This is a genomic window from Pseudonocardia ammonioxydans, assembly GCF_900115005.1.
Classification (GTDB): Bacteria; Actinomycetota; Actinomycetes; order Mycobacteriales; family Pseudonocardiaceae; genus Pseudonocardia; species Pseudonocardia ammonioxydans.
Genome location: NZ_FOUY01000003.1, coordinates 225987 through 251064 on the forward strand (window position 1 = coordinate 225987; position 25078 = coordinate 251064).

The 25078-nt window shown below is 74.5% G+C and carries 21 protein-coding genes and 1 pseudogene; 7 read left to right on the forward strand and 15 right to left on the reverse strand.

Translation table 11 applies throughout. The annotated features are described in order from the left end of the window. Positions 1-17 precede the first annotated feature (17 nt). From BM093_RS05325 to BM093_RS05360, 8 genes and pseudogenes are all read right to left on the reverse strand, one after another. Positions 18-1127: a DUF4333 domain-containing protein gene (locus BM093_RS05325; protein ID WP_093337991.1), complete on the reverse strand. Its 1110-nt coding sequence runs from the start codon at positions 1125-1127 to the stop codon at positions 18-20. After that, a complete protein-coding gene (locus BM093_RS05330) occupies positions 1124-4117 on the reverse strand; it encodes a DEAD/DEAH box helicase (protein ID WP_093338158.1) in 2994 nt (997 codons plus the stop codon). Before BM093_RS05330 ends, BM093_RS05325 begins: the two co-directional genes overlap by 4 nt. Before the next feature lie 72 nt (positions 4118-4189). After that, positions 4190-4936, reverse strand: a complete 747-nt coding sequence (pyrH, locus tag BM093_RS05335; RefSeq protein WP_093337994.1) for a UMP kinase — start codon at positions 4934-4936, stop codon at positions 4190-4192. Positions 4937-5046: 110 nt separating this feature from the next. Next, a complete protein-coding gene (tatC, locus tag BM093_RS05340; RefSeq protein ID WP_093337997.1) occupies positions 5047-6027 on the reverse strand; it encodes a twin-arginine translocase subunit TatC in 981 nt (326 codons plus the stop codon). Positions 6028-6088: 61 nt separating this feature from the next. Continuing rightward, positions 6089-6391: a Sec-independent protein translocase subunit TatA gene (gene tatA, locus BM093_RS05345; protein ID WP_093338000.1), complete on the reverse strand. Its 303-nt coding sequence runs from the start codon at positions 6389-6391 to the stop codon at positions 6089-6091. A 145-nt stretch (positions 6392-6536) separates the two neighbouring features. After that, a complete protein-coding gene (locus BM093_RS37045; protein ID WP_281248691.1) occupies positions 6537-7037 on the reverse strand; it encodes a WYL domain-containing protein in 501 nt (166 codons plus the stop codon). Continuing rightward, positions 7035-7823 (reverse strand): annotated as a pseudogene (locus BM093_RS05355) (helix-turn-helix transcriptional regulator); the annotation flags it as partial. The gene BM093_RS37045 and the pseudogene BM093_RS05355, both read right to left, overlap by 3 nt. Beyond that, positions 7820-8809, reverse strand: coding sequence for a helix-turn-helix transcriptional regulator (locus BM093_RS05360; protein ID WP_093338163.1), 990 nt, complete (start codon positions 8807-8809; stop codon positions 7820-7822). The gene BM093_RS05360 and the pseudogene BM093_RS05355, both read right to left, overlap by 4 nt. 173 nt (positions 8810-8982) lie before the next feature. Here BM093_RS05360 and BM093_RS05365 point away from each other — a divergent pair, with 173 nt between their 5' ends. The 3 genes from BM093_RS05365 (at position 8983) to glsA (BM093_RS05375) (ending at position 11430) form a co-directional block, all read left to right on the forward strand. Next, positions 8983-9222, forward strand: coding sequence for a hypothetical protein (locus tag BM093_RS05365; RefSeq protein ID WP_177238280.1), 240 nt, complete (start codon positions 8983-8985; stop codon positions 9220-9222). A gap of 97 nt (positions 9223-9319) precedes the next feature. After that, positions 9320-10366: a glutaminase A gene (gene glsA / locus BM093_RS05370; protein WP_093338005.1), complete on the forward strand. Its 1047-nt coding sequence runs from the start codon at positions 9320-9322 to the stop codon at positions 10364-10366. A gap of 65 nt (positions 10367-10431) precedes the next feature. Then, a complete protein-coding gene (gene glsA, locus BM093_RS05375) occupies positions 10432-11430 on the forward strand; it encodes a glutaminase A (protein ID WP_093338007.1) in 999 nt (332 codons plus the stop codon). Between the two features lie 39 nt (positions 11431-11469). Here glsA (BM093_RS05375) and pafA read toward each other — a convergent pair whose 3' ends face one another. Further along, entirely contained in the window at positions 11470-12840 is a 1371-nt protein-coding gene (gene pafA, locus BM093_RS05380) for a Pup--protein ligase (RefSeq protein ID WP_093338010.1), read from the reverse strand. Positions 12841-12882: 42 nt separating this feature from the next. Here pafA and BM093_RS05385 point away from each other — a divergent pair, with 42 nt between their 5' ends. From BM093_RS05385 to BM093_RS05395, 3 genes are read left to right on the forward strand one after another with little or no spacing between them, the layout of a single operon-like run. Continuing rightward, positions 12883-14460, forward strand: coding sequence for a diacylglycerol/lipid kinase family protein (locus tag BM093_RS05385; RefSeq protein ID WP_245773314.1), 1578 nt, complete (start codon positions 12883-12885; stop codon positions 14458-14460). Further along, positions 14457-16001 carry an amidohydrolase gene (locus BM093_RS05390; protein ID WP_093338016.1) on the forward strand — a complete coding sequence of 515 codons (1545 nt, stop codon included), beginning with the start codon at positions 14457-14459 and terminating at the stop codon, positions 15999-16001. The genes BM093_RS05385 and BM093_RS05390 overlap by 4 nt, the downstream gene beginning before the upstream one ends. After that, complete coding sequence (locus BM093_RS05395) at positions 15988-16719, forward strand: class I SAM-dependent methyltransferase (RefSeq protein WP_093338019.1); 732 nt, start codon at positions 15988-15990, stop codon at positions 16717-16719. Before BM093_RS05390 ends, BM093_RS05395 begins: the two co-directional genes overlap by 14 nt. A gap of 60 nt (positions 16720-16779) precedes the next feature. On the opposite strand, the gene BM093_RS05400 is transcribed toward BM093_RS05395, so the two are convergent. Further along, complete coding sequence (locus BM093_RS05400; RefSeq protein ID WP_093338022.1) at positions 16780-17511, reverse strand: TSUP family transporter; 732 nt, start codon at positions 17509-17511, stop codon at positions 16780-16782. Then, complete coding sequence (locus BM093_RS05405) at positions 17511-18419, reverse strand: SDR family oxidoreductase (RefSeq protein ID WP_093338025.1); 909 nt, start codon at positions 18417-18419, stop codon at positions 17511-17513. Before BM093_RS05405 ends, BM093_RS05400 begins: the two co-directional genes overlap by 1 nt. Positions 18420-18467: 48 nt before the next feature. Between BM093_RS05405 and BM093_RS05410 the strand changes: the two genes are divergently transcribed. Next, positions 18468-19058 carry a TetR/AcrR family transcriptional regulator gene (locus BM093_RS05410; RefSeq protein WP_093338029.1) on the forward strand — a complete coding sequence of 197 codons (591 nt, stop codon included), beginning with the start codon at positions 18468-18470 and terminating at the stop codon, positions 19056-19058. Here BM093_RS05410 and BM093_RS05415 read toward each other — a convergent pair. From BM093_RS05415 to mobA, 4 genes are all read right to left on the reverse strand, one after another. Next, positions 19009-20211: a 2Fe-2S iron-sulfur cluster-binding protein gene (locus tag BM093_RS05415; protein ID WP_245773315.1), complete on the reverse strand. Its 1203-nt coding sequence runs from the start codon at positions 20209-20211 to the stop codon at positions 19009-19011. The genes BM093_RS05410 and BM093_RS05415 overlap by 50 nt on opposite strands. Then, a complete protein-coding gene (locus BM093_RS05420; protein ID WP_093338032.1) occupies positions 20208-22157 on the reverse strand; it encodes an NAD(P)H-dependent oxidoreductase subunit E in 1950 nt (649 codons plus the stop codon). Before BM093_RS05420 ends, BM093_RS05415 begins: the two co-directional genes overlap by 4 nt. A 3-nt stretch (positions 22158-22160) precedes the next feature. Next, positions 22161-24107 carry a molybdopterin oxidoreductase family protein gene (locus BM093_RS05425; RefSeq protein ID WP_093338035.1) on the reverse strand — a complete coding sequence of 649 codons (1947 nt, stop codon included), beginning with the start codon at positions 24105-24107 and terminating at the stop codon, positions 22161-22163. Between the two features lie 123 nt (positions 24108-24230). Further along, the gene (mobA, locus tag BM093_RS05430; RefSeq protein WP_218162670.1) at positions 24231-25058 is read right to left on the reverse strand and encodes a molybdenum cofactor guanylyltransferase; all 828 of its coding nucleotides are present in this window, start codon (positions 25056-25058) and stop codon (positions 24231-24233) included. Positions 25059-25078: the final 20 nt, after the last annotated feature.

Sequence of the window (25078 nt, forward strand, 5' to 3'; positions counted from 1 at the left end):
TTCCGGGGACGGGCCGGTCAGACCCGGTTGACCTGGTAGTCGCCCTCGTCGGAGGTCACCACGCCGGGCACCTCGACCTGCTCGCCGTCGACGACGGCCTGGCAGCTGAACGTGGTGCCGGCCGAGACGACGACGTCGTCGGGGCACTGCACCGCGCCGACCTCGAGGCCGTAGTCCTCGCTGAGCACCTGGTTGACCCCGGTCTGCAGCGCGGTCTGGTCCAGCCGGGGCGGGATCGCCCAGGCCGGCCACAGGAACGCGCTGGCCAGCACGAGCGCGACCAGCAGCACACCGCCCCCGATCAGGCCCCACTTCCTGCGGTCGAGCGGGGCGCGACCGGACTCCTGCGGCGCCCACGAGGTCGCGCCGTGCCCGGCGTCGTCGGCCGGCTGGGCGGTCGTCGCCTGGTCCCCGGCCCACACCGATGCGGGGGACCCGGCCGGGACGGCGTCGGTCGGCGCGACACCGTCCGGGTCGTCGGGGCTGCGGTGGCGGCGCCGCCCGGTCGGGATCGCCCAGCCGTCGCCCTCCTGCGCGGCCTCGTCGCCCCACACGGGCGCCGCCTGCGCCGTCCTGCCGGGGTCACCGGCGTCGGGCCGGTCACCGCCCTGGACGTTCCAGCCGTCGGTGTCGTGATCGGTCCACCCGGCCGTGGCTTCCTGGCCCGGCCGCTCACCGGGGCCCGGGGCCGCCCACCCGCCGGTACCCGGGGCCGCCCACCCGTCGGGGTCCTGGGCCGCCCACCCACCCGTGTCCTGGGGAGCCCAGGAACCGGTGTCCTGGGCGGCCCGACCGCCGGTCGCGCCCGGTGCCCAGCCGCCGGTGTCGTCCGGGCCCCACGCGCCGGTCGCGCCCGGACCGGCGTCCCGCCCGGCATCGCGCGCGCCGGCCTGCGGGTCCCAGCCCGCGTCCGCGGCACCCTGGCCGGCCCACCCGTCGCGCGCGTCCCGCTCGGGGGACCAGGCACCCGTGGCCGCGGGGTCGGCGCCCCACCCGCCCGGAGGGGTGTCGCCCCACGCGGGCAGCTCCCCCGTCCGCTCGGTGGCATCTTCCGGATGCCGATCCCGTCCCTGCGGGTTGCTCATCGCCGACCTCTCGCCGTCGTGGGTGTTCGTCTCGTCCGTCATTCGATCCCGGCCGCGACCACGCCGCGGCGCACCGCACCGGAGGCCCGGTGCGCGGCCTTCCCGACACTGCTCGACCGACCGGCGACACCGGCGATCTGATCGAGCAGGTCGAGGACCTGCCGGGCCCAGCGTACGAAGTCACCCGCGGACAGCTCGTGCCCGTTGCGCTCGGCGGCCTCCAGAACCTGTGCGAGGGACTCCCCGCGCGCCCAGCGGTGCATCGGCCAGGCGAAGGCCAGATCCGGGGCCCGGGTGCGCTCGGCCTTGTGCCGGCGCTGGTCGGCCTCCAGCTCCTCCCAGATCGCCACGGTCCGTTCCAGGGCGTCGGCCACCGGGCCCTGCGGCAGCCGCGGCATCGGGCTGTCGTCGCGCCGGGACTCGTACACCAGCGCGGAGACCACGGCGGCGAACTCCTCCGGGGCCAGGCCCTCCCAGGCACCGTGGCGCAGGCACTCCGCGGCGAGCAGGTCGGACTCGCCCCACAACCGGGCCAGCACCCGGCCGTGCTCGGTGACCTCCTCGCCGCCCTCGGCGACCTGCCCGGCGGGCATCAGGTAGCCGCGCTCGGTGAGCAGCGCCCGGATCCGGTCGAACGCCCGCGCGAGCGAGTGGGTGGTGGCGCGCACCTTCTGGCGCAGCGACTCGGTCTCCCGCTCGAGGCGGGTGTGGCGCTCCGCCCAGCGGGCGTGGGCCTCCCGGTCGTCGCACCCGTGGCAGGGGTGGGCGCGCAGGGCGCGGCGCAGGGTGACCAGCTCCGGGTCGTCCTGCACGCCGTGGCGCCTGCGGCGCTCGTTGCCGTGCGGCGGGGTGATGCGGGAGTTGCGCAGCGACGACGCCAGGTCCCGGCGGACCTGCGGTGACCGGTGGTCGACCCGTTTGGGCAGCTTGATCCGGCCCAGCGCGTCGACCGCCGTGGGGAAGTCCGAGGCGGACAGCCGCCCGGCCCAGCGGTCCTCGGTGCACACCAGCGGGCGCGGCTCGGCGTCGCGCCCGCTGGCCGCGAACGCGCCGACGCCCGGGTCGAGCACGACGGCGATCCCGGCCCGCTTGCCCGCCGGGATGGCGATCACGTCGCCGGGGCGCAGCTCGCGCAGCGACTCGGCGATCTCGTCGCGGGCCGCCGCGGTGTTCTGGCGGCGCAGCGACTTCTCCCGCTCGGTGATCCGCCTGCGCAGGTCGGCGTACTCGGTGAAGTCGCCGAGGTGGCAGGTCATCGACTCCCGGTAGCCCTCGAGGGCCTCGGTGTTGCGGTCGATCCGCCGGGCCAGCCCGACCACCGACCGGTCGGCCTGGAACTGGCCGAACGACCGCTCCAGCAGCTCGCGGGCGGCGTCGGTGCCGAGCCGGCCGACCAGGTTGACCGACATGTTGTAGACCGGCCGGAACGAGCTGCGCAGCGGATACGTGCGGGTCGAGGCCAGGCCGCCGACCTGCTCGGGGTCCATGCCGGGGGTCCACAGCACGACCGCGTGCCCCTCGACGTCGATACCGCGCCGCCCGGCCCGCCCGGTGAGCTGGGTGTACTCCCCGGGCGTCAGGTCGACGTGGGCCTCGCCGTTGAACTTGACCAGGCGTTCGAGCACCACGGTGCGGGCAGGCATGTTGATGCCGAGCGCGAGGGTCTCGGTCGCGAACACGCAGCGCACGAGCCCGGCGACGAACAGTTCCTCGACCGTCTCCTTGAACGCGGGCAGCATGCCGGCGTGGTGTGCGGCCACACCCCGTTCCAGCGCCTCGCGCCAGTCCCAGTAGCCGAGCACGCCGAGGTCGTCCTGCGGGAGGTCACCGGTGTGCTTCTCGACGATCCGGCGGATCTCCTCGACCTCGTCGGGCTCGGTCAGCCGGACCCCGGCCCGCACGCACTGCCCGACGGCGGCGTCGCAGCCGGCCCGGGAGAACACGAACGTGATCGCCGGCAGCAGCCCCTCGCGGTCCAGCCGGTCGATCACCTGGACCCGCGACGGCGGGCGGAACCCGCCGCGCGACGGCCCGCCCGGCCCCCGGCCGACGACGGCGGTGCGGTCGGGCTTGCCGCCCCGCGTCCGCCCGCGGGGTCCGCCACGGCCGCGGGGCCGCGGGCCCCGGTCCCCCGCCCGGTCACCGCCGGCCCGGGACCCGCCGACGTCCCGGCGCTGCATCTCGCGGGTGTAGCGGACCAGTTCCGGGTCGACCACCAGCTCCGGCCGGTCGGACCCGGTACCGGCGCCGGAGCCGCTCGAGGCTGCGGTGCCGCTCGAGGGTGCGGAGCGGTCGCGCCGGCCCTTCGCCCGGCGCTCGCCGAACAGGTCGAACAGCCGGTTGCCGACCATCATGTGCTGCCACAGCGGCACCGGCCGGTGCTCGTCGACGACCACGGTGGTGTCGCCTCGGACCTCGATCAGCCAGTCACCGAACTCCTCGGCGTTGCTGACCGTGGCCGACAGCCCGACGACGGCGACGTGCTCGGGCAGCTGGAGGATGACCTCCTCCCAGACCGCGCCGCGGAACCGGTCGGCGAGGTAGTGGACCTCGTCCATCACCACGTAGCCGAGCAGGTCCAGGCGTCGTGCGGAAGTCTTGGCCCTGTCATCCGTATCGGCGTAGATCATGTTGCGGAGCACCTCGGTGGTCATCACGACCACCTGGGCGTCGCCGTTGACCGCGGTGTCACCGGTGAGCAGGCCGACCGCGTCCGCCCCGTAGCGGGCGACCAGGTCGGCGTACTTCTGGTTGGACAGCGCCTTGATCGGCGTGGTGTAGAAGCACTTGCGGCCCTCGGACAGGGCCAGGTGCACCGCGAACTCGCCGGCGACCGTCTTACCGGCCCCGGTGGGCGCGCACAGCAGGACGCCGTGCCCGTCCTCCAGTGCCTCGCAGGCCTCCCGCTGGAAACCGTCCAGCTCGAACGGCAGCAGGCCGGTGAACTCGGCCAGCCGCGGGTGCGCGGCGCGCGCCTTCGCCGCCGCGTACGCGGCCGCCGGATCGCTCACACCGGATCGGGAACCACTCACGTCCACAGGCTGTCACACACCCCCGACAGCCCGCGCCGTCCGCGCCGCGGCGGACGGCCCGGGCACGGGGGTTCAGGGCGCCTGTGCGAACTCGGCCTCGACGATGTCGGGGTTGATCTCGGTTCCGTGGTGCTCGCCACGGCAGATCGCGGCCATCAGCCCGTCCTGCTCGATGTCGAACACGTGCAGCGGCAGGCCGTGGTCGCGGGCGAGGATGAACGCCGTCTGGTCCATCACGGCCAGCCGCCGCGAGAGCACCTCGTCGTAGGGCAGCCGCTCGTAACGGCGCGCGTCGACGTTCGTGCGGGGGTCGGTGTCGTAGACCCCGTCGACGCCGTGCTTGGCGACCAGCAGCGAGTCCGCGCCGATCTCCAGGGCCCGCTGCACGCTCGGGTAGTCGGTGGTGATGAACGGCTGGCCGTTGCCGCCGGAGAAGATCAGGATGGCGTCCTTGTCCAGGTGCCGCTTTGCGCGCAGCCGCAGGAACGGCTCGGCGACCGCGTTGATCGGGATGGCGGTCATCACCCGGACGTTCTCCTCGCCGCCCGCGGAGAGCTTGCCGCGCAGCAGCAGGCTGTTGATGACCGTGCCGAGCATGCCGATGTTGTCGGCCTCGACCCGGTCGATGCCCCAGGAGTCGGAGCGGTTGCCACGGAAGACGTTCCCGCCGCCCACGACGACGGCGATCTGCACCCCCAGCTCGCGGACCTGCTTGATCTGCGTGGCCAGGTGGGCGAGCGCCTTCGCGGAGAACCCGAAGCCGTCGTCCCCCGCCATCGCCTGGCCACTGAGCTTGATGACCACCCGCGTGTACTTCATGCGCGCCCGACCCACTCCTCGCCTGTGCTGGCCGCCGTTCCGGTCCGGGCAGAGCGTACGGACACCCCCGGCGCCGCCCGCCGTGCGGGTCGCCCGCCGCCGCGGGAGGCTCAGGTGATGTCGTCGTAGCCCGCGGTGGGGCGCGGCTGCGGATCCGTCGCCGGCTGCGGTGGGGCGGCCGTTCCGGCGGCGCCGGTCGGCGAACCGATCTCCGACGGGCTGCGGAGTTCGGAGGGGCTGCCGATGTCCGACGGGCCGTCGAGCTCGGAGGGGGTCGTGTCGATCCGCGAGGGGGTGTCGAGGTCCGCGTCGTCCCATCCCTCGGCGGACCGTCTGCGGGCCCGCCGGCGGTCGTTGAGCCGGCAGACCTGGATGGCGGCCTCGAACAGCAGCGACAGCGCGAACGCCAGGGCCAGCATCGAGATCGGGTCCTGGCCGGGGGTGGCGATCGCGGCGAAGACGAACAGGCCGAACACGAGGCCCCGGCGTGCCTTCTTCAGCGCCGCATAGGACACGACCCCGGCCGCGTTGAGCGCGACCACGAGCAGCGGGATCAGGAAGCTGACCCCGAAGATCACGATGAGGTTGACGACCAGTGAGAAGTACGACGTCCCGGTCAGCGCGGTCGTCTGGATCTCGCTGCCGATCGTCAGCAGGAAGCCGAGCGCCTGCGGGATGATCAGGTACGCGAGCACCGCACCCGCGACGAACAGCACCGCCGCGACCGAGACGAACCCGAGCGCGTAGCGGCGCTCGGTCCGCATCAGCCCGGGCGTGATGAAACCCCACAGCTGGTAGAGCCAGACCGGGCAGGCGAGGATGACCCCGGCCGTCGCGCCGACCTTCAGCCGCAGCATGAACTGGTCGAACGGGGTCGTGCCGAGCAGCCGGCAGCTCCCGTCGGCGGTCAACACCGCCCGCGCGGAGTCCGGCAGCGAGCAGTACGGCTCCTTGAGCAGGTCCCCCAGGCTGGGGAAGCCGAGGAACGCGACCTCGAACCAGATGTAGCCGAACACCGTCGTCACCAGGATCGCGGCGAGCGAGATGCCGAGCCGGTTGCGCAGCTCGTAGAGGTGCTCGACCAGGGTCATGGTCCCGTCGGGGTTGAGCCTGCGCTTCCGACGGAACGGGGACTTCACGACGCCGGGTACCTCAGTTGGAGTTCGCGGTGCCGCGGTCCTGCGGCTGCGCGACCTGCGGGGCCGGGTCGGCCGGCGCCTGCGACGCCGCCGGGAGCTCCTGCGGCGCGGCCGGGGCCTGGTTCTCCGCCGCGGGCTTGCCCTCCGGCGCGTTCTTCGCCTTGGCCTCGTCGTCCTTGAGGCCCTTCATCTCACCCTTGAACACGCGGGCGGACTGACCGACCGAACGCGCCATCTCGGGCAGCTTCTTGGCGCCGAACAGCAGCAGCAGCACGGCGATGATGATCAGCCACTCGTAGCCACCGGGCATGGTCAACCTCCGTCGGTCTTCACCGGGACGCGGCCGAGTCTACGCACCGCCGTGGTGCGCGCCCGCGGGCCCGGGCCGTGGTGGGAAGCTGCGCCCCGGATGTTCACCTGCGAGATCATCCGGCGTCACACCACCCGGGGTGACCATACCGTCACGGTCCGTCGACCCGGGACAGGGCCTCCCGTGCCCGTTCGCGCACCACGTCGGCCAGCTCGGCCGGCTCGACGATCCGGGCCGCCCCGCCGAGCCCGAGGACCAGCCGTACCAGCCAGTCCGGGTCGGCGAAGCGCAGCAGCACGCGCAGCCGCCCGTCCGGTCCGGGCTCCGGGTCATCGGCCCCGGGCCGGCCGAGTGCTCCGGGCCGGCCGAGTGCTCCGGGCTGCCGGTGCCGGGCGGGATGGTGCGGGGCCGGCGGTCGCTGCGCGGCACCGGGCGGCGGCTCGCCCTCCACGGCGCCGCCCGCCGGATCGCCGCCCGCCGGAGCGCTGCCCTCGACGGTGCCGCCCTCGACAGCGCCGCCCTCGACAGCGCCGTCCTCGACAGGGCCGTCCCCGAGGGCGCCGCCGTCGGCCGTCCGCACGTCGTCGGCCGGGTGGGTCCGCACCTCGTCCACCGGGTACGTCTGCACGTCGTCGACCGGGTACGTCCGCACCTCGTCGACCGGGTAGTACTCAGCCACCCAGTGTGCCGGCGGGGCGAGCTCGAGCACGGCGTGGCGCTGACCGGCCCGCCGCCCGAACAGGCCGTGCGAGACGTCGGTCGGTTCGGCCTCCGGGTGCGCGCGGGCGGGCTCGTCGAGCTCCTCGGCCTGCTCCACGCGGTCCAGGCGGAACATCCGCACGCCCTCGGCCCGCCGGCACCAGGCCTCCAGGTAGCCGCGGCCCTCGGTGACCACCAGCCGCATCGGGTCGACGTCCCGGCGCGAGACCGCGTCCCGGCTCGCGGTGAAGTACACGATCCGCAGCGCCCGCCCGCGATCCAGCGCCCGGCGCACGACCGCCGTGGTCCCCCGCTCGCCGATCCCGGACTCGACGGTCACCAGCCCACCCGGACCGGCGGCCTCGCCCACCGCCGCCTCGATCTTGCCGATCGCGCGGGCGACGGCGTCGGAGTCGACCACGCCCGGGCTCTGGTGCAGCATCCGCAGCGCCACCAGCAGTGCCGTCGCCTCGGTGGTGGTGAGCCGCAGCGGGCGGGTCAGCCCGGCGTCGAACACGACGTCGACGGTGTCCCCGGCGAAGGCCAGGTCGACCAGGTCGCCCGGCCCGTAGCCGGGCAGCCCGCACATCCAGAGCAGCTCCAGGTCCCGGCGCAGCTGCTTCTCGTCGACCCCGAAGTCCGCGGCCGCCTCGGCCACCGGCACCCCGGGGTGCGCCCGCAGGTAGGGCACCAGCGACAGCAGCCGGGGCAGGCGCTGCGCGACCCCCTGCCGGCTCACCCCGGCAGCCCCGCCGAGCCGGCGAGCGCGGCCGCGCCGGCCCACAGCTCGCGCACCGCGGCCACCAGCTCCGGCGGGTCCAGCACGGCCACGTCCGGCCCGTGCCCGGCCAGCCAGCGGGCGACCGTGTCGCGGTCGCGGACGTCGAGCTCGACCAGCACGCCCGGGCGCCCGGTGTGCTCGTGCGGCCCCTGCTCGCGGCCGATCCGGCGCAGCCCGGCCGCGCGCCCCTGGGCGACCCACACCCGGGCGGTGCCGGTGACCGGGCCGGGCCCGGCCGAGGACCGCACGATCGCGCGCAGGTCGACGCCGTCGGGCACCGTGACCGCGCGGTCCGGGCCGGTCGCACGGACCTCACCGGTGATCCGGGACAGCCGGAAGCAGCGGACGTCCTCGCGGTCGCGGTCGTGCCCGACCAGGTACCAGCGGCCGCGGTAGGACACGACGCCCCACGGCTCGACCGTGCGCTGCACCGGCGCGTCGGCCGGGCCCCCGCGGCGGTGCTCGAAGGTCACCACGCGCCCGGAGCGGGTCGCGGCCAGCAGCGGCGCCAGCGCGGGCTCACCGGCGTGCAGGCGCACGGTCGCGGCCGGGGTCTCGGCGACCTCCACCCCGGCGGCGCGCAGCTTGACCAGGGCGCCGTGCGCGGCGCCGGCGAGGTCCGGGGAGTTCCACAGGTTCCCGGCCAGCGCGACCACGGTGGCCTCGTCGGGCTCGAGCTCGATCGCACCGAGCTCGTAGTCGGCGCGGGCGATCCGGTAGCCGTCGACCGTGTCGAACATCGAGGTGTGCCCGGTCTCGAGCGGCACCCCCAGCTCCCGCAGCTCGGACTTGTCGCGCTCGAACATGCGGAAGAACGCCTCGTCGCTGGGGGCCTCGGCGTAGCCGGGCACGGTCGCACGGATCCGCTCCGCGGACAGGTACTGCCGCGTCGACATCAGGCAGAGCACCAGGTTCACCAGTCGCTCGGCGCGGGCGGAGGACACGACGGCGATCGTATCGGCGGACCCGGCCGGGAGCCGGGCGCCCCGATCGTCGGGCACCGGGAACCGCGGGTGTCTCATCCTGCGACAGCCCGGTTGACGCCCGTCGCCGCCACAGAAAGGGTCGGCACCGGTGCGGCGACGCGGCCGCCCCGACGTACGTGGAGGTGGGCCTGATGACGGCGGAGCAGGAGACGTTCAACCCGTGGACCGTGGTGAACCTGGTGTTCCACCATCTCGCCGGGGAGGGTCTGCACCCGGTGCTCGGCGAGACCGGCGACCCGGCCAGCGCGGCGACCCAGCTGCTCCGGTCCATGGGCATCGAGCCGGCACCGGAGAAGTCCGGCCCCGCCGACCCCGAGATCCAGGACGAGCTGACCGAGCTCCGGCGCCGGATCATGCCCGGCATCGAGTAGCGACGCCGGGGTGCGCGGCGCCCTGACGTGCCCGGGACGCCCGGGGTGATCTAGGTTCCGCTCCGCACGGGCCGTACGACACGGCGGAGGGGCGGGAGTGGAGCAGACCGAGCGCGAGATCATCCAGCAGCAGCTCGACGAGCTGCACCAGGTCATCGGGCGTCCCGGTGGCATCCCGGACAACCGGGTCGTCGCCTACTACCCGCCGGCGATGGCCGAGCGGGCCCACCTGTTCGGGCTGGCGGCCACCGACATCGAGGGCACCCAGTGGCAGGTCGGTGACGCCGAGGAGCGCTTCCCGCTGCACTCGATCTCGAAGGTGTTCACCTACGGCCTCGCGCTGGAGGACAACGGCCGCGAGGAGGTCCTGCTGCGGGTCGGCGTGGAGCCGTCCGGCGACCCGTTCAACTCGATCAGCTTCGACGAGGTCAACCACCGGCCGTTCAACCCCATGATCAACGCCGGGGCGCTGGTGGCGGCGAACCTGGTGCACGGGTCGAGCAAGGAGGAGAAGGTCGAGCGGCTGCTGACCCGGCTGCGGATCTACTCCGGCAACCCGGACCTCGCGGTCGACGAGGACGTCCTGGCCGAGCAGCTGGTGTCCAACGACCGCAACGTCTCGCTGTCGTACCTGATGCGCAGCCTCGGGATGCTGCACGGCAACATCGAGGACAACCTCTACGTCTACCTGGCCGCCTGCTCGGTGACCGTCACTGCGCTCGAGCTGTCCACGATGGCCGCGACGCTGGCCCGCGGCGGGGCGAACCCGTTCACCGGTGTCCCGGCGCTGCCGCGGACCTACACCCGCGACGTGCTCAGCGTGATGATCATGTGCGGGATGTACGACGCCGCCGGCCAGTGGGCCTACGACGTCGGCATCCCCGCCAAGTCCAGCGTCTCCGGCGCGATCCTGGCCCCGATCCCGGACGCGATCGGGGTCGGGGTCTACTCCCCCGGGCTGGACCGGCACGGCAACTCCGGGCGCGGGGTCGCGGTCTGCCGGGCGCTGTCGGACCGGTTCGGGCTGCACGTGTTCGCCGACCCGTCGGAGTCGCGGCTGGGCCGGATCGTGCGCCCGGGCCGGCGCGAGGACGCCACCGAGATGTACCCCTCGGGTGACGGCTGGCTGCCGGAGGGGCTGTAGGCCCGTGAGTGGTTTTCGCGGTTGGAGCCGCGAAAACCACTCACAGGCCAGGAAGGAGACGGCACGTGGTTGCCGAGGCGGAACGGGAACTGGTCCAGGAACAGCTGGAGGATCTGCGGTCGACGTGCACGGCGGGCGGCCGCATGCTGCTGCCGGGCGAGGAGGTCGTGAGCTACTACCCACCGGAGATGGCGCGGCGCGCCGAGGAGTTCGGCCTGGCCGGCACGAACGTCGACGGGACCCGGTGGGAGGTCGGCGACTGCCACGTCCGGTTCCCGCTGCACTCGATCTCGAAGGTGTTCACCTACGGCCTGGCGCTGGAGGACAACGGCCTCGACGAGACCCTGCGCCGGGTCGGGGTGGAGCCCTCCGGGGACCCGTTCAACTCGATCAGCTTCGACGACGTGCACCACCGGCCGTTCAACCCCATGATCAACGCCGGGGCGCTGGTCGCGGTGAACCTGATCAAGGGCGCGACCAGGGAGGAACGCGTCGAGCGCCTCCTCGAGCGCAACCGCGCCTACACCGGCAATCCGGACCTGGCCGTGGACGAGCAGGTGCTCGCCGAGCAGCTGGTGTCCAACGACCGCAACCTGGGCCTGAGCTACCTGATGCGCAGCCTCGGCATGCTGCACGGCGACATCGACGACAACCTCTACGTCTACCTGGCCGCCTGCTCGATCACGGTCACCACGCCGGAGCTGTCGATGATGGCCGCGACCCTGGCCAACGGTGGCGTCAACCCGCAGACCGGGGTGCGGGCGCTCGCCCGCGAGCACCTGCGCACCGTGGTCAGTGTGACCAGCATGTGCGGCATGTACGACGCGGCCGGTGAGTGGGCGCACGACGTCGGCATCCCCGCCAAGAGCGGCGTGTCCGGCGGGATCATGGGCATCCTGCCGAGCTACTTCGGGCTCGGCGTCTACTCCCCCGGCCTGGACCGGCACGGCAACTCGGTGCGCGGCGTCGCGGTCTGCCGGGAGCTGTCGGCCCGGTTCGGGTTGCACATGTTCGCCGACCCGTCCGAGTCCCGGTTCGGCCGAGTCGCGCTGCCGCGCCCGTGAGTGGTTGTCGCGGCTGGAACCGCGACAACCACTCACGGCCTACAGGGACGCGATCAGCCGGTCCACCCGCTCGTCGACCGCCCGGAACGGGTCCTTGCACAGCACGGTGCGCTGGGCCTGGTCGTTGAGCTTGAGGTGCACCCAGTCGACGGTGAAGTCGCGCCCGGCCGCCTGCGCGGCGGCGATGAAGTCGCCGCGCAGCTTCGCCCGGGTCGACTGCGGCGGGGTGTCCTTGGCGGCCTCGATCTCGCCGTCGTCGGTCACGCGGTCGACCAGGTCCTTGCGCTGCAGCATGTCGAACAGCCCGCGCCCGCGCCGCACGTCGTGGTAGGCGAGGTCGAGCTGCGCGATCCGGGCGCTGGACAGGTCCAGGTCGTGCTTGTTGCGGTACCGCTCGACCAGCCGGTGCTTGATCGCCCAGTCGATCTCGCGGTCGATCAGCGACAGGTTCTGGGTCTCGACGGCGTCGAGGGTGCGGCCCCAGAGCTCGACGACCCGCTCCATGACCTTGTCCTCCTGGCCCTGGTGTCCGCGGCTCTGCAGGAACTCCACGGCCCGGGCGTGGTACTCGCGCTGGATGTCCAGCGCACTGGCCTCCCGGCCGCCCGCCATCCGCACCGGACGCCGGCCGGTGAGGTCGTGGCTGATCTCGCGGATGGCGCGGATCGGGTTGTCGAGGGTGAAGTCGCGGAACTGGACGCCGGCCTCGATCATCTCCAGCACCAGCGTCGCCGTCCCCACCTTGAGCAGGGTCGTGACCTCGGACATGTTCGAGTCGCCGACGATGACGTGCAGCCGGCGGTAGCGCTCGGCGTCGGCGTGCGGCTCGTCCCGGGTGTTGATGATCGGCCGGGAGCGGGTGGTCGCCGAGGAGACGCCCTCCCAGATGTGCTCGGCCCGCTGGGACAGGCAGTACACCGCGCCGCGCGGGGTCTGCAGGACCTTGCCGGCACCGCAGATCAGCTGCCGGGTGACCAGGAAGGGCAACAGCACGTCGGCGATCCGGGAGAACTCGCCCTGCCGGGCGACCAGGTAGTTCTCGTGGCAGCCGTAGGAGTTGCCCGCGGAGTCGGTGTTGTTCTTGAACAGGTAGATGTCACCGCCGATGCCCTCGTCGACCAGTCGCCGCTCCGCGTCGACGAGCAGGTCCTCGAGGATGCGCTCGCCGGCCTTGTCGTGGGCGACGAGCTGGGTGAGCGAGTCGCACTCGGCGGTGGCGTACTCGGGATGGGATCCGACGTCGAGGTAGAGACGGGCACCGTTGCGGAGGAAGACGTTGGAGGAACGGCCCCACGACACCACCCGCCGGAACAGGTAGCGGGCCACCTCGTCCGGGGACAGGCGGCGCTGTCCGTGGAAGGTGCACGTGACACCGAACTCCGTCTCGACCCCGAAGATCCGACGCTGCATGCCGTTCAGGGTATGCGCCGGACCCCCTCTACTGTCAGTGCTGTGAGCGGATGGTTCGAGCGCGTCGCACGCCGGTCCCGCCGAGTGGACGGGGGTATCGCGACCGTCTCCCTGGTGGACCGGGCGATCACGGGGTTCATCGCGAGCCGCCCGCCCAGCCGGGTGGACACCACGTTGCGCAGACTCACCCGCTCGGCCGATCACAGCGTCCTGTGGTTCGCGGTGGCCTCGATCCTGGCCGCCCGGCGGGGTACGGAGCGGCACGCGGCCCTGCGCGGGGTCGCCTCGATCGCGCTGACCAGCTTCACCGCCAACGCGGTGCTGAAGCCGATGCTGCCGCGCCGCCGCCCGGCCGCCGCGGAGCTGCCGGTGTACCGGACGGTGGACTGCCCGCCGTCGTCCTCGTCGTTCCCGTCCGGGCACGCCGCGTCGGCGGCCGCGTTCGCGACGGCGGTGGTGATGGAGAACCGGCGGGCCGCGCCGGTGGTCGTGCCGCTGGCCGCGGCCGTCGCCTGGTCGCGGGTGCACGTCGGCGTGCACTGGACCTCCGACGTGCTGGCCGGCGCCGCGGTCGGCACCGCCGTCGCCCAGCTGACCCGCCGCTGGTGGCCGGTGCGTCCCAGCGACGAGGCACGGGCGCGGCCGATGGACACCGTGCCGGTGCTGCCGCAGGGCGACGGCCTGGTGATCGTGTCGAACCCGTTCTCCGGCCCGCCGGACCACGACGTGTCCGACGAGGTGCGCCATCGGCTGCCCGCCGCGCACCACCTGGTCGTCGGCGACGGGGTGGCCGTGCAGGACATGCTCGAGGACGCCATCGCCGAGCGCGGGCGCTGGGTGCGCGCGGTCGGGGTCGCCGGTGGGGACGGCACCGTGGCCACCGCCGCGGCCGTCGCGGACCACCACGGGCTCCCGCTGGTCGTCGTGCCGGGCGGCACGCTCAACCACTTCGCCCGCGACGTCGGCGTCTACGACACCCAGGAGGCCGTCGACGCCACCCAGGCCGGGGAGGCCGTGGCCGTGGACCTGGCGCTGGTCGAGGCGCACCCGGGCCGGCTCGACGACCCGGAGGACGTCTCGGTCACCCGCACCCGCTACTTCATCAACACCGCCTCGATCGGCTCCTACCCCGAGCTGGTGCAGCTGCGCGAGCGCTGGCAGCCCCGCTACGGCAAGTGGCCGGCGTTCGCGGCCGCGCTTATCACGGTGCTGCGCCGCTCGGAGAAGATCTCGGTGCGGATCGAGGACCGCTGGTACAAGGTGTGGTTCCTGTTCGTCGGCAACGGCCCCTACCACCCGCGTGGCGCGGTGCCGGCGTGGCGGCCGACGCTGGACTCCGGGCTGCTCGACGTCCGCTGGCTGCGCGCCGACGTCCGGTTCTCCCGGCTGCGCGTGGTGCTCGCGCTGATCCTGTCCGCGCTCGGGCACAGCCGCGTCTACCACCAGCGTGAGGTGCCGCGGCTCGACGTCGAGCTGCTGGAGCCGAGCATGCTGGCCACCGACGGCGAGGTGGTCGAGGAGGCCGGGCGCTACACCTTCCGGGTGGCCGAGCGTCCCATCCCGGTCTACCGGCGCGACGAGGACCGCTGGACCGGCCGCGACCGCCCGTACCAGGGATGAGCGCCGGCATCGGCAGCGTGCTGCTGCGTACGGTCCGTGTGCTGCGGCCGGAGCGCACCGGTCTCGGCGAGCCGGTGGACGTGCTGCTGTCGGGGCACCGGGTCGCCGCGATCGTCCCGGCCGGCACCGGGAGCAGCGAGAGCACCGGCGACACCGGGAGCACCGAGGTCGTCGAGTGCGACGGGCGCGCGCTGCTGCCCGGCATGTGGGACCACCACGTGCACATGGCGCAGTGGGCGCTGGCCCGGCGCCGGCTCGACCTGTCCGGCGCCCGGTCGGCGGCGGCCTGCGCGGCGCTGGTCGCCGACCGGCTGGCGACGGCCCCACCGGCGGCCGGTGAGGTGCTGGTCGGGTTCGGGTTCCGGGACTCGCTGTGGCCCGACGAGGCGCACCGGTCGCTGCTGGACGCGATCAGCGGGGACGTCCCGGTGGTGCTGGTGTCCGGTGACCTGCACCAGGGCTGGCTCAACGGTGCCGCGTGCGCCCGGTTCGGGCACCGCGGGCACCCGACCGGCCGGATCCGGGAGTCGGAGTTCTTCGCGGTGACCGTCGCGCTGCAGGACGTGCCCGACGAGACGCTCGACGGCTTCGTCGCCGACGCCGCGGCGGCCGCGTCGGCGCGCGGAGTGGTCGGGATCGTCGACTTCGAGGCTCCGTGGTCGCTACCGGCATGGCGGCGCCGGATCGAGGCGGGCACGACCGGGTTGCGGGTCGAGGCGTCGGTGTGGCCGGAGCGGCTCGACGACCTGGTCGCGACCGGGCTGCGGGCGGGTGACGTCGTCCCCGGCACCGGCGGGCTGCTCACCGCCGGCCCGCTGAAGGTGATCACCGACGGGTCGCTGAACACCCGCACCGCCTACTGCTACGACCCGTACCCGCAGCCGCCGGGCGCGGTGATCGACCACCCGTGCGGGCTGCTGCTGGTCCCGCCCGAGCAGGTGCACCCGCTGCTGGCCCGGGCCCGCGACGCCGGGCTGGAGGCCGCCCTGCACGCCATCGGCGACCACGCGAACACCCTGGTGCTCGACGCGTTCGCGGCCACCGGGGTGCGCGGGCGGATCGAGCACGCCCAGCTGTTGACCGGCGACGACGTGCCGCGCTTCGCCGAGCTCGGCCTGGTCGCCTCGGTGCAGCCCGAGCACGCGCTCGACGACCGCGACGTCGCCGACCGGCTGTGGGCGGGACGCACGCGGCGGGCGTTCGCCTACGGCTCGCTGCACGCCGCCGGTGCCCGCCTCGCGCTCGGGTCGGACGCCCCGGTCGCACCGCTGGACCCGTGGATCGCGCTCGCGGCCGCGGTGCACCGCAGCTCCGACGGGCGCGACCGCTGGCACCCCGAGCAGGAGATCGACCGGGCCGTGGCGCTGGGCGCGTCGTACGGGGTGACCCCCGGTTCGGTCGCCGCCCTCGCCGAGGGCGCCCGCGCGGACCTGGTGCTGACCGACGCCGACCCGACCACCTGCGACCCGGCCACGCTGCGGGCGATGCCGGTGGCGGGGACGCTCGTCGGCGGCCGCTGGACGCACCGTGCCGGGATCTGACGCGGCGCCGCCGGGCGGCTCCGAGGACCCCGGCCGATCCGGTCGGGGCGGCTCCGCACGCCGGCCGGGCCCGGCCGGGCCGACCGGGCCCGCGGTGCTCGAGGAGATCGCGCTGCCGAGCGGCCCGCTCACGATCATCCGGCCGGCCGACCCGGACGCGGTCGAGTTCGACCCGGTCACCGTCGCCGAGGGGGTCGAGGAGCTGCACCCGCCGCACTGGGCGCGGTTGTGGCCGTCGGCGCGGGCCCTGGCGGCGGCGCTGGAGCAGGCCGGGCCGGGCCGGCTGGCCGGGCGGCGGGTGCTGGAGCTCGGCTGCGGGCTCGGGTTGCCCTCGCTGGTCGCGGCCCGGGCCGGTGCGGTCCCGGTCGTGGCGACCGACCGGTCCCCCGCCGCCGTGGCGTGGGTCGCCGCGAACGCCCGGCGCTCCGGCCTGAGGGTCGACGCCGTCGCGGCGGCGTTCGACGGCCGTGACCCGCTGCTCGACCAGCAGCGCTGGGACCTGGTGCTCGCCTCCGACGTGCTCTACGGCGCGGCCGCCGCCGACGCGCTGAGCAGGCTGCTGCCGCGGGTGACCAGCCGCCGCGCCGCGGTGTGGCTGGCCGACCCGGGGCGCCCGGAGACCCCGCGCTGGCTCGACGCCCAGCGGGACACCTGGACGGTGCGGACCCGGCCGCTGCCGCACGGGGTGGATCTGCACGTGCTGCGCCGGCGGCCCTGACCCCGGCCGGCGGCTCTGACCTGAGCGTCCGCGGCGGGACCCGGTGTCCGGGGCAGAGGCTCAGACCACGGCCCGCACCAGCACCGCCACCGCCGACGCGGCCGACACCACCAGCACCGCGGGCCGCAGCAGTGCCGCGCGGACCCGGTGCGTGAGCGCGTGCCCGGCGGCCCAGCCGAGCACGATCCCGGGCACCAGCCACAGCGTCCCCGCGAGCGCCTCCCCCGCGGCGGCGCGCAGCGGGCCGGCGAGCAGGACGACCAGCGCGACGAGGGCGGTGAGCGTGCCGGTCACCGCGACCGTCGCCCGGGCGCGGCGGGGATCGGCCCCGGCGAGCAGCAGCGCGATCGGCGGGCCGGTGACCGCCGCCGTCGTCCCCAGCACCGCGGACCCGGCCCCCGCGACACCGCTCGCCACCGGCCCGGCCGGCACCGCGGCCGGCCCGAGGGCGGTCGACGCCACCGCACCGAGGATCGCCAGCGCCCCGAGCACCCCGAGCGCGGCGGGGCTCAGCACGGTGAGCAGCCACCCCCCGACGGCGAGCCCGGGGACCGCCCCGGCCAGCGCCCACCGCGTCACCAGCGGGTCGGTGTGCCGGCCCCAGCGCGCCGCGACCCCGGCCGAGAGCAGCAGGTTCACCACCATCGCCGGAACCGGGACCAGACCCGGCCACACCAGCAGCGCCGCCGGGACGAGCAGGAGGTTCACCCCGAACCCGAGCAGGACCTGCACCGCCGTCCCGGCCGCGACGACGGCGGTCAGGACGGCGAGTGCCGTGGGGTCCGGTGGCATCAGCGGTAGCCGGTGACGTCCGCCGGCTTCCCCGCGTCCTGCACCTCGACGATGTAGCGCCAGGCGTCCGGGCGCGAGCCGTCGACGTCGTCGAGGCCGTGCTCCCGGGCGAGCTCCCCGGAGGAGGTGGAGCGGCCGTTCCAGCGGTGCCGGTCGGGGTCCGCGGCGAGCGCGGCGATCCCGCGCCCGACGAGCCGCGGCGACTCGGAGATGGCGAAGTGCGGCTCGGCGGTGAGCGCGTCGCGCCAGGTGTCCTCGGTGACGCCGAAGAGCTCCAGCATCATCTCCGAGCGCAGCCAGCCGGGCGTGACGGCGACCGCCGTGCCGCCGTGCTCGCGCAGCTCGTGCGCCCAGGACCGGGCGAGCCGGATCGGGGCGATCTTCGCGAGGTCGTAGAAGGCGTTGAGCCGGTAGTTGTCGGCGTTGTACCCGTCGGTGCCGTCGGTGACCTCGACGACGAGCCCGCCGGGCGTCCGCGACAGCAGCCGCAGCGCGTGGTGCGCGGTGACCAGGTGGGTGTCGATCGCCAGCCGCAGCGTACGGAGCCCGTTGGCCAGGTCGTGCTCCCAGACCGGGGTCTCCCACTCGACCATGAGCTCGCCGCCCCAGATGTCGTTGACGAGCACGTCGAGCCGGCCGTGCTCGCGCCCGATCCGGTCGACGAGTGCGGCGACGGCTTCGGTGTCGAGGTGGTCGGTGGGCACCGCGATCCCGGTGCCACCGGCCGCGGTGACCAGGTCGGCGGTGTCCTCGATCGTCTCCGCCCGGTCGTACTCGGACCGCTGCTCGCGCGTGGTGCGCCCGGTGCAGTACACGGTCGCCCCGGCGGCGCCCAGCTCGACGGCGATCCCGCGCCCGGCGCCGCGCGTCGCCCCGGCGACCAGCGCCACCCGTCCCGTCAGGTCCATGTGCCCTCCTCGTATGTGAACGTCTATTCGTTTATATACGATGGTGCCATGCCCCGCCGCAAGCAGGTCCCCGATTCCGACGTCCTCGACGTCGCCCTCGACGTGTTGCACGCCGGCGGCCCGCAGTCCCTGACGTTCGCCGCGCTCTCCGAGGCGAGCGGGCTGGCCCCGGCGACGCTCGTCCAGCGGTTCGGGAGCAAGCCCGACCTGCTCAGCCGGGTGCTGCTGCACGCGTGGGACCGCCTCGAACGGCGCACCGACGAGCTCGGGGCCACCGTGGAGCGCACCCCGCGGGGGGCGGTCGCGTTCCTCGTCGGGCTCTCCGAGCAGTACGGCGGCATCGACAGCTACGCCGACGCCCTGCTGGTGCTGCGCGAGGACCTCCGCGACCCGCAGGCGCGCCGCCGTGGCACGGCGTGGCGGGCGTCCCTCGCCGGCGTCCTCGACGCGTGCCTGGACGGGCCGCCCGGGCTCGGCGACGCCGTCGCGACCTACTGGCAGGGCACCCTGACGTGGTGGGGTTTCGACCCGCGCGAGCCGGTCACCACGCACGTCGAGCAGGAGCTGACCCGCTTCCTCGCGACGGTGCTCAGCCCTCCGGCAGGTTCTGCACGTGCCGGAACCCGAACCGGCCCTTGATGCACAGGTGCCCGTGGGTCACCGAGTGGTCCGACGGGCTGGTCACGTTCACGATCTCGTTGCGTTGCACGTGAAGCTCCAGGTTGCAGCCGACGCCGCAGAACGAGCAGATCGTCGTGGTGACCGTCTCCTCCTCGGGGTGCCAGTCGCCCGCCTCGCGCTTCTCGTGCTCGGCGACCGACTTCAGCGCCCCGGTCGGGCACACGCCGATGCAGTTGCCGCAGTAGACGCAGGCGGAGTCGGGCAGCTCGACGTCGTGCTCGGTGGCGATGCGGGCGTCGAACCCGCGCCCGGCCGCGGCGATCGCGAACGTGAACTGGGCGTCGGTACCACAGGCGTTGACGCACTTGTAGCACATGATGCAGCGCGAGTAGTCCCGCACGTAGAGGTCGTTGTCGACCTTGACCGGCTGGGCCATGGTGGCCGCCCGTGCCCCGTCGGGGGTGGGGTGGTGACCGGGGGGGCGACGCTCCCGCTCACCGTCGGCGGTCGGCGGGGCGGGCGGGCCGTAGCGGGCCGGGTCGACGCCGTAGTCGGCCATCCAGCGCTGCACGTCGTCGCTGGCCTGGCTCATGTCGGCCGCCGACGCCAGCAGCTCGAGCACCATCCGGCGGCTGTGCCGGACCTTCTCGCTGTCGGTGCGCACCTGCATCCCGTCCTCGCACCGGCGCGCGCAGGACGGGGCGAGCGTGCGGGACCCCTCGACCTCGACCACGCAGACCCGGCAGGCGTTGATCGGGTCCATGTTCGGCGCCCAGCACAGGGTCGGGGTGTCGGCCTGTTGCGGGGTGCCCTCGCGGTGCAGCGCGTCGAGGATCGTGGAGCCCTCGGGGACGCGGACCTCGGTGCCGTCGAGCGTGACGGCGACCAGGCGGCGGATCTCGCCGAGCATCACCGGTCCGCCGGCCAGGGTCTCGGCCGGTCCGGGGGCCGCCCCGGCCGGGTCGGCGACGGTGACGCCGAGCGGCCGCGCGCCGTTGGTCGGGTGCAGCGTGGCGACGCCCTCACCGGCCGCGGGGCCGGGGTCGGGCGTCTCGGTGCCGGGGGCCTCGGAGCCGCGGCCGGCGTCGGCCTCCGGGGCCCCGTCGACGTCGACACCGGCACCGTGGGGGCCTCCGGGGCCCGCCGGGCCCGTTCCGCTGGTGGTGGTCATGCGGTCGTCCCCCTCCCGTTCGTGGCCGGGTCGGCGGCACCACGTGGCGCCGCGATCAGTTCCAGGTCGATCGCCGACATCACCGCCGACGGCGCGGTCTGGCCGAGCCCGCAGATCGAGGCGTCGCGCATGACCCGGGCCAGGTCGTCGAGCAGCGCCAGCTCGGTCTCCCGCGACCCGATCGGCGTATCGCGTTCCAGCCGGGCCAGCACCTCCTCCTGGCGCACCGTGCCGACCCGGCAGGGCACGCACTGCCCGCAGGACTCGTCGCGGAAGAACGCGGCGATCCGGCGCAGCGTCCCGGTGAGGTCGGCGGCGGTGTCGAACACGAGCACCACGCCGGACCCGAGGGTCGCACCGATGTCGCGCGCGCCCTCCAGGGTCAGCGGCACGTCGAGGTCGTCGGGCATCACGAACCCGCCGGCCGCCCCGCCGAGCAGCACCGTGCGCAGCGTCCCGCGGGCGCCGCCCGCCAGCTCGAGCAGCTCGCGCAGCGTCGTCCCGAAGTCCACCTCGTACACCCCGGGAGTGCCGACGGCCCCGGACACGCAGAACAGCTTCGAGCCGGTCGAGCGGTCCCCGCCGACCGCGGCGAAGGACCGCCCGCCGATGTCGAGGATCTCCAGGACGTTGTAGAGGGTCTCCACGTTGTTGATCGCGGTCGGTTTGCCGAACAGCCCCTGCTGCGCGGGGAACGGCGGCTTGTTGCGCGGCTCGCCGCGGTAGCCCTCGATCGACTCCAGCAGCGCGGTCTCCTCACCGCAGATGTAGGCACCGGCGCCGCGGCGCAGCTCGATGTCGAAGGCGAACCCCTCGCCCATCACGTCGGCGCCCAGGTACCCGCGGGCCCGCGCCGCGGCGATCGCGTCCTGCAGCCGGCGGGTGGCCAGCGGGTACTCGCCGCGGAGGTAGAGGTGGCCGACGGTCGCGCCGGTGACGTAGCCGGCGATCGTCATGGCCTCGACCAGGCCGTACGGGTCGCCCTCCATCAGCACCCGGTCCTTGAACGTGCCGGGTTCGGACTCGTCGGCGTTGCACACCAGGTGGTGCGGGCGTTCCGGGGACTGCGCGACGGCCTCCCACTTGACGCCGGTGGGGAACGCCGCGCCGCCGCGCCCGGTCAGCGAGGAGTCCTTCAGCTCGGCGATCACCCGGGTCGGGCCCAGGTCGACCGCCCGGCGCAGGGCCGCGTAGCCGCCGCGGGAGCGGTAGTCGTCCAACGAGGACGGGTCCACCGCGCCCACCCGGCGCAGCAGCCGCAGACGTTCGCCGGTGCGGGTCTGCGGGGCGCTCACCGCGGTGTCGGCGAACGCGTCGTCGGCGGCGCTCGCCTGCGCGCCGGCGGTGTCGAACGGTGCGGTCGCGGCGGCGACGGTGCCGTCCGGGGTGGCCGGTGCCTGGGACAGGTCCGGTTCCCCGGCGCGTTGGTGCAGCACGGCCGGGGCGCGTTCGCACAGGCCCAGGCAGGGGCTGCGGACCCAGCACGCCCCCGGCCGCTCCGGGTCCCCGCCACCGGCGGGGTCGGCCTCGCCGTTCCCGGCCGGCGGCCCGAGCGCGTCGGTCAGCGCCGCCACGATCTCCTCGCCGCCGTTCGGCCCGCACGCGACGTCGTCGCACACGTGCACCACCCGCGGCGCCCGCGGCTCGACCGAGAACATCGCGTAGAAGGTGGCGACGCCGTAGACCTCCGCGGGCGGAACCTGCAGCGTGCGCGCCACGTGGTTGAGCGCGCCCTCCGAGAGCCAGCCCTCGGCGTCGTGCACGGCGTGCAGCAGCGGCAGCAGCAGGTGCCGCCGCGAGCGGGCGGCGTGGCCCGCGTGCACCGACCGGGTCGGCCGGTCGGCCGCGGCTGCCTCGACCGCCGCGGGAGCGAGCAGGGCGAACGCCGCGTCGACCGCGTCGCGCTCGGACGTGCTCGGCTCCGCCGTCGACAGGTGCAGATCCATCCGCTACTCCCCCGCCACCGGAAGCCCGGCGAGTCTCTCGATCCGTACCGCGGTGGCCTTGAACTCCGACGTCCCGGACTTCGGGTCCCACGCGTCGTTGGTCAGCGCGTTCACGTCGACCTCCTCGGAGAAGTGCGGGGTGAACGACGCCAGCCCCGGCCGCAGCGACGGGTCCAGTGCCACCGGGGCCTCCACCGAACCCCGCCGGGAGCTGACCCGCACCCGCTCGCCGTCGGCGATCCCGAGCCGGGCGGCGTCGGTCGCGTCCATCCGCAGCGACTCCCGCCGCCGCAGCGGGGAGGCGTAGCCGCCGGTCTGCACACCGGAGTTGTAGGCGTCGAGCAGCCGCACCGTGGTGAGCCGGATCGGGAACTCCTCGGTCAGCTCGTCGATCGGCGCGACGTGCTCGACCGGCGTGAACGGCGCCGGCGCACCCCGCAGCCCGGGGTCCTCCTCCCACAACCGGGCGTGCATCAGCGGGGTGCCGGGGTGGTCCTCGGACGGGCACGGCCACTGGATGCCGCCGAGCGCGTCGAGCCGGGCGTAGCTCATGCCGGCGTGCCAGTTCAGCGACACCGACCGCAGCTCGTCCCACACCTGCTCAGCCGTCGGGGTGCCCCAGTCGTGGCCGAGACGATCCGCGATCCCGCAGATGATGTGGGTGTCCGGGCGGGCGAGCCCCGGCGGGTCGAGGGCCTTGCGGCAGCGCTGCACCCGTCGTTCGGAGTTGGTGACGGTGCCCTCGTACTCGCACCAGTCCGCGGCGGCCGGCAGCACGACGTCGGCCAGCTCCGCGGTCGCGGTCCGGAAGATGTCCTGGACGACGAGGTGGTCCAGCGACTCCAGCATCTCCCGGGCGTGCACGGCGTTGGCCTCGGACTCGGCGGGGTTCTCGCCGATGCAGTACAGCGCCGACATCTCGCCGCGCTCCATCGCCTCGAACATCTCCGACAGGTGCATGCCCTTGGCCGCCGGGATCGTCCGCCCGCCGTAGACGGCCTGGAACCGGGCGCGCGCGGTGTCGTCGGCGAGGTCGTAGCCGCCGGGCAGCTTGGCCGGGATGGCGCCCATGTCCCCGCCGCCCTGCACGTTGTTCTGCCCGCGCAGCGGCACCAGCCCGGAGCCGTACCGGCCGACGTGCCCGGTCAGCAGCGCCAGGTTGATCAGCGCGAAGACGTAGTCGGCCGCGTTGTGGTGCTCGGTGATGCCGAGCGTCCAGCAGATCTGGGCGCGGTCGGCCCGGGCGTAGGCGTGCGCCAGCTCCCGGATCGACGCCGCGGGCACCCCGGTGATCTCCTCGGCCCGCTCGAGCGTGTAGGGCTCCACCGAGGCCCGGTAGTCGGAGAACCCGCTGGTGGACCGGTCGACGAACGAGGTGTTCACCAGGCCGGCGTGGATGATCTCGCGACCGATCGCGTTCGCGAGCGCGATGTCGGTGCCGACGTCGAGCCCGAGCCAGCCGTCGGCCCAGTGCGCGGTCGAGGTGTGCCGCGGGTCCACCGAGTACATCCGGGCCCCGTTCTGCAGGCCCTGCAGCACGTGGTGGAAGAAGATCGGGTGCGTCTCGCGGGCGTTACTGCCCCACAGGACGAGCAGGTCGGCGTTTTCCGCTTCGACGTACGCGGAGGTGCCGCCGCCGGCACCGAACACCGCCGTCAGACCGACGACGCTGGGAGCGTGTCAAGTGCGGTTGCAGCTGTCGACGTTGTTGCTGCCCATCACCGCCCGGGCGAACTTCTGCGCGGTGTAGTTCATCTCGTTGGTGGCCTTCGAGCAGCTGAACATCCCGAAGCGCTCGCCGGGCACGTCGCGGAACCCGGCGGCGGCCCGGTCCAGTGCCTCCTCCCAGGACGCGGGACGCAGGACGCCGTTCTCCCGGACCAGCGGTTCGGTGAGCCGGACGTGGCGGGGGCGGAACCCACGACGGGCGGAGCGGGTGGTGCGGGTCATCGTCGACCTCCGGGGTGGTGCAGTCATCGACCACATCCACCGTAGCAAGCGCGAGACGCGCATCACATGATCCGGATCGGCAACGATGTGCGGCGGGTGCCGTCCGGGGCGGCGCCGCGTTCGTCAGTGCGGTCGCCGGGCGCCGTGGACGGCCACCTCGTCGCCGGTGACGATCGGGAACCAGGACGGCAGCGGCCCGTCCGGCCCGATCATCTCCCCGTACGCCGTCACCGGCACACCCAGCTGCCCGGCCGTGGCCGCCCGCGCCGTGCGGACCCGGTCGCCGTCGTGCAGCTTGACCGCCGGGAGCGGCCGGGCCCGGGCGGCGGCGTACTCGGCGGGGGTGTTGACGTTGGTCAGCGAGTCGAGCCGCGGGTCGAGCCGGGCGAGCACCGGGTCGGACCGCAGCGTCTGCTCCCCGACCCGGTGCACGTCGGACCGGGTGAACAGTGACGGCGGGCGTCCCTGCCCGGCCGCGGTCAGCTCGGCGATCGGGGCCGCCAGGGCGGTGCGGTAGGCGGCGGCCAGCGGCTGGTGGTGGCCGTGCGCGACCGGCAGCGCGACGTCGTGCCCGCGCAGCAGGTCCAGCACGCGGGCGGCGAAGGCCGGGTGCAGCAGCGGCAGGTCGGTGGACGCGACGAACGCGGCCGGGTGCCCGGGCGACGCCGCCGCAACCGCGGCCAGCCCGACCCCGATCGCCGGCAACGGCCCCAGGTCGGGCACCGGGTCGTCGAACACCTCGGTGCCGGGCGGCAGCGCGGGCAGCGCCTGCCCGGCCGCCCGCACGACGACGACCGGCCCCGCGACCGCCCGTCCCAGCACCGCGACGGTGCGGGTGAGCAGGGCGGCGCCGTGCCAGTCGAGCCCGGCCTTGGGCGACCCCATCCGCGACGACCGGCCGCCGGCCAGGACGATCCCCGCACCGGGGCGGCGTCCCCCGTAGCCACGCACGGCGGTGATCGTAGGCGGGC

Excerpts from the sequence above, each read along its gene's own strand:
- BM093_RS05325 (WP_093337991.1), bottom strand. The coding sequence starts at position 1,127 with ATGACGGACGAGACGAACACCCACGACGGCGAGAGGTCGGCGATGAGC.
- pyrH (WP_093337994.1), bottom strand. The coding sequence starts at position 4,936 with ATGAAGTACACGCGGGTGGTCATCAAGCTCAGTGGCCAGGCGATGGCG.
- tatC (WP_093337997.1), bottom strand. The coding sequence starts at position 6,027 with ATGACCCTGGTCGAGCACCTCTACGAGCTGCGCAACCGGCTCGGCATC.
- BM093_RS05365 (WP_177238280.1), top strand. The coding sequence starts at position 8,983 with ATGACGGCGGAGCAGGAGACGTTCAACCCGTGGACCGTGGTGAACCTG.
- pafA (WP_093338010.1), bottom strand. The coding sequence starts at position 12,840 with ATGCAGCGTCGGATCTTCGGGGTCGAGACGGAGTTCGGTGTCACGTGC.
- BM093_RS05390 (WP_093338016.1), top strand. The coding sequence starts at position 14,457 with ATGAGCGCCGGCATCGGCAGCGTGCTGCTGCGTACGGTCCGTGTGCTG.
- BM093_RS05400 (WP_093338022.1), bottom strand. The coding sequence starts at position 17,511 with ATGCCACCGGACCCCACGGCACTCGCCGTCCTGACCGCCGTCGTCGCG.
- BM093_RS05405 (WP_093338025.1), bottom strand. The coding sequence starts at position 18,419 with ATGGACCTGACGGGACGGGTGGCGCTGGTCGCCGGGGCGACGCGCGGC.
- BM093_RS05410 (WP_093338029.1), top strand. The coding sequence starts at position 18,468 with ATGCCCCGCCGCAAGCAGGTCCCCGATTCCGACGTCCTCGACGTCGCC.
- BM093_RS05415 (WP_245773315.1), bottom strand. The coding sequence starts at position 20,211 with ATGACCACCACCAGCGGAACGGGCCCGGCGGGCCCCGGAGGCCCCCAC.
- BM093_RS05420 (WP_093338032.1), bottom strand. The coding sequence starts at position 22,157 with ATGGATCTGCACCTGTCGACGGCGGAGCCGAGCACGTCCGAGCGCGAC.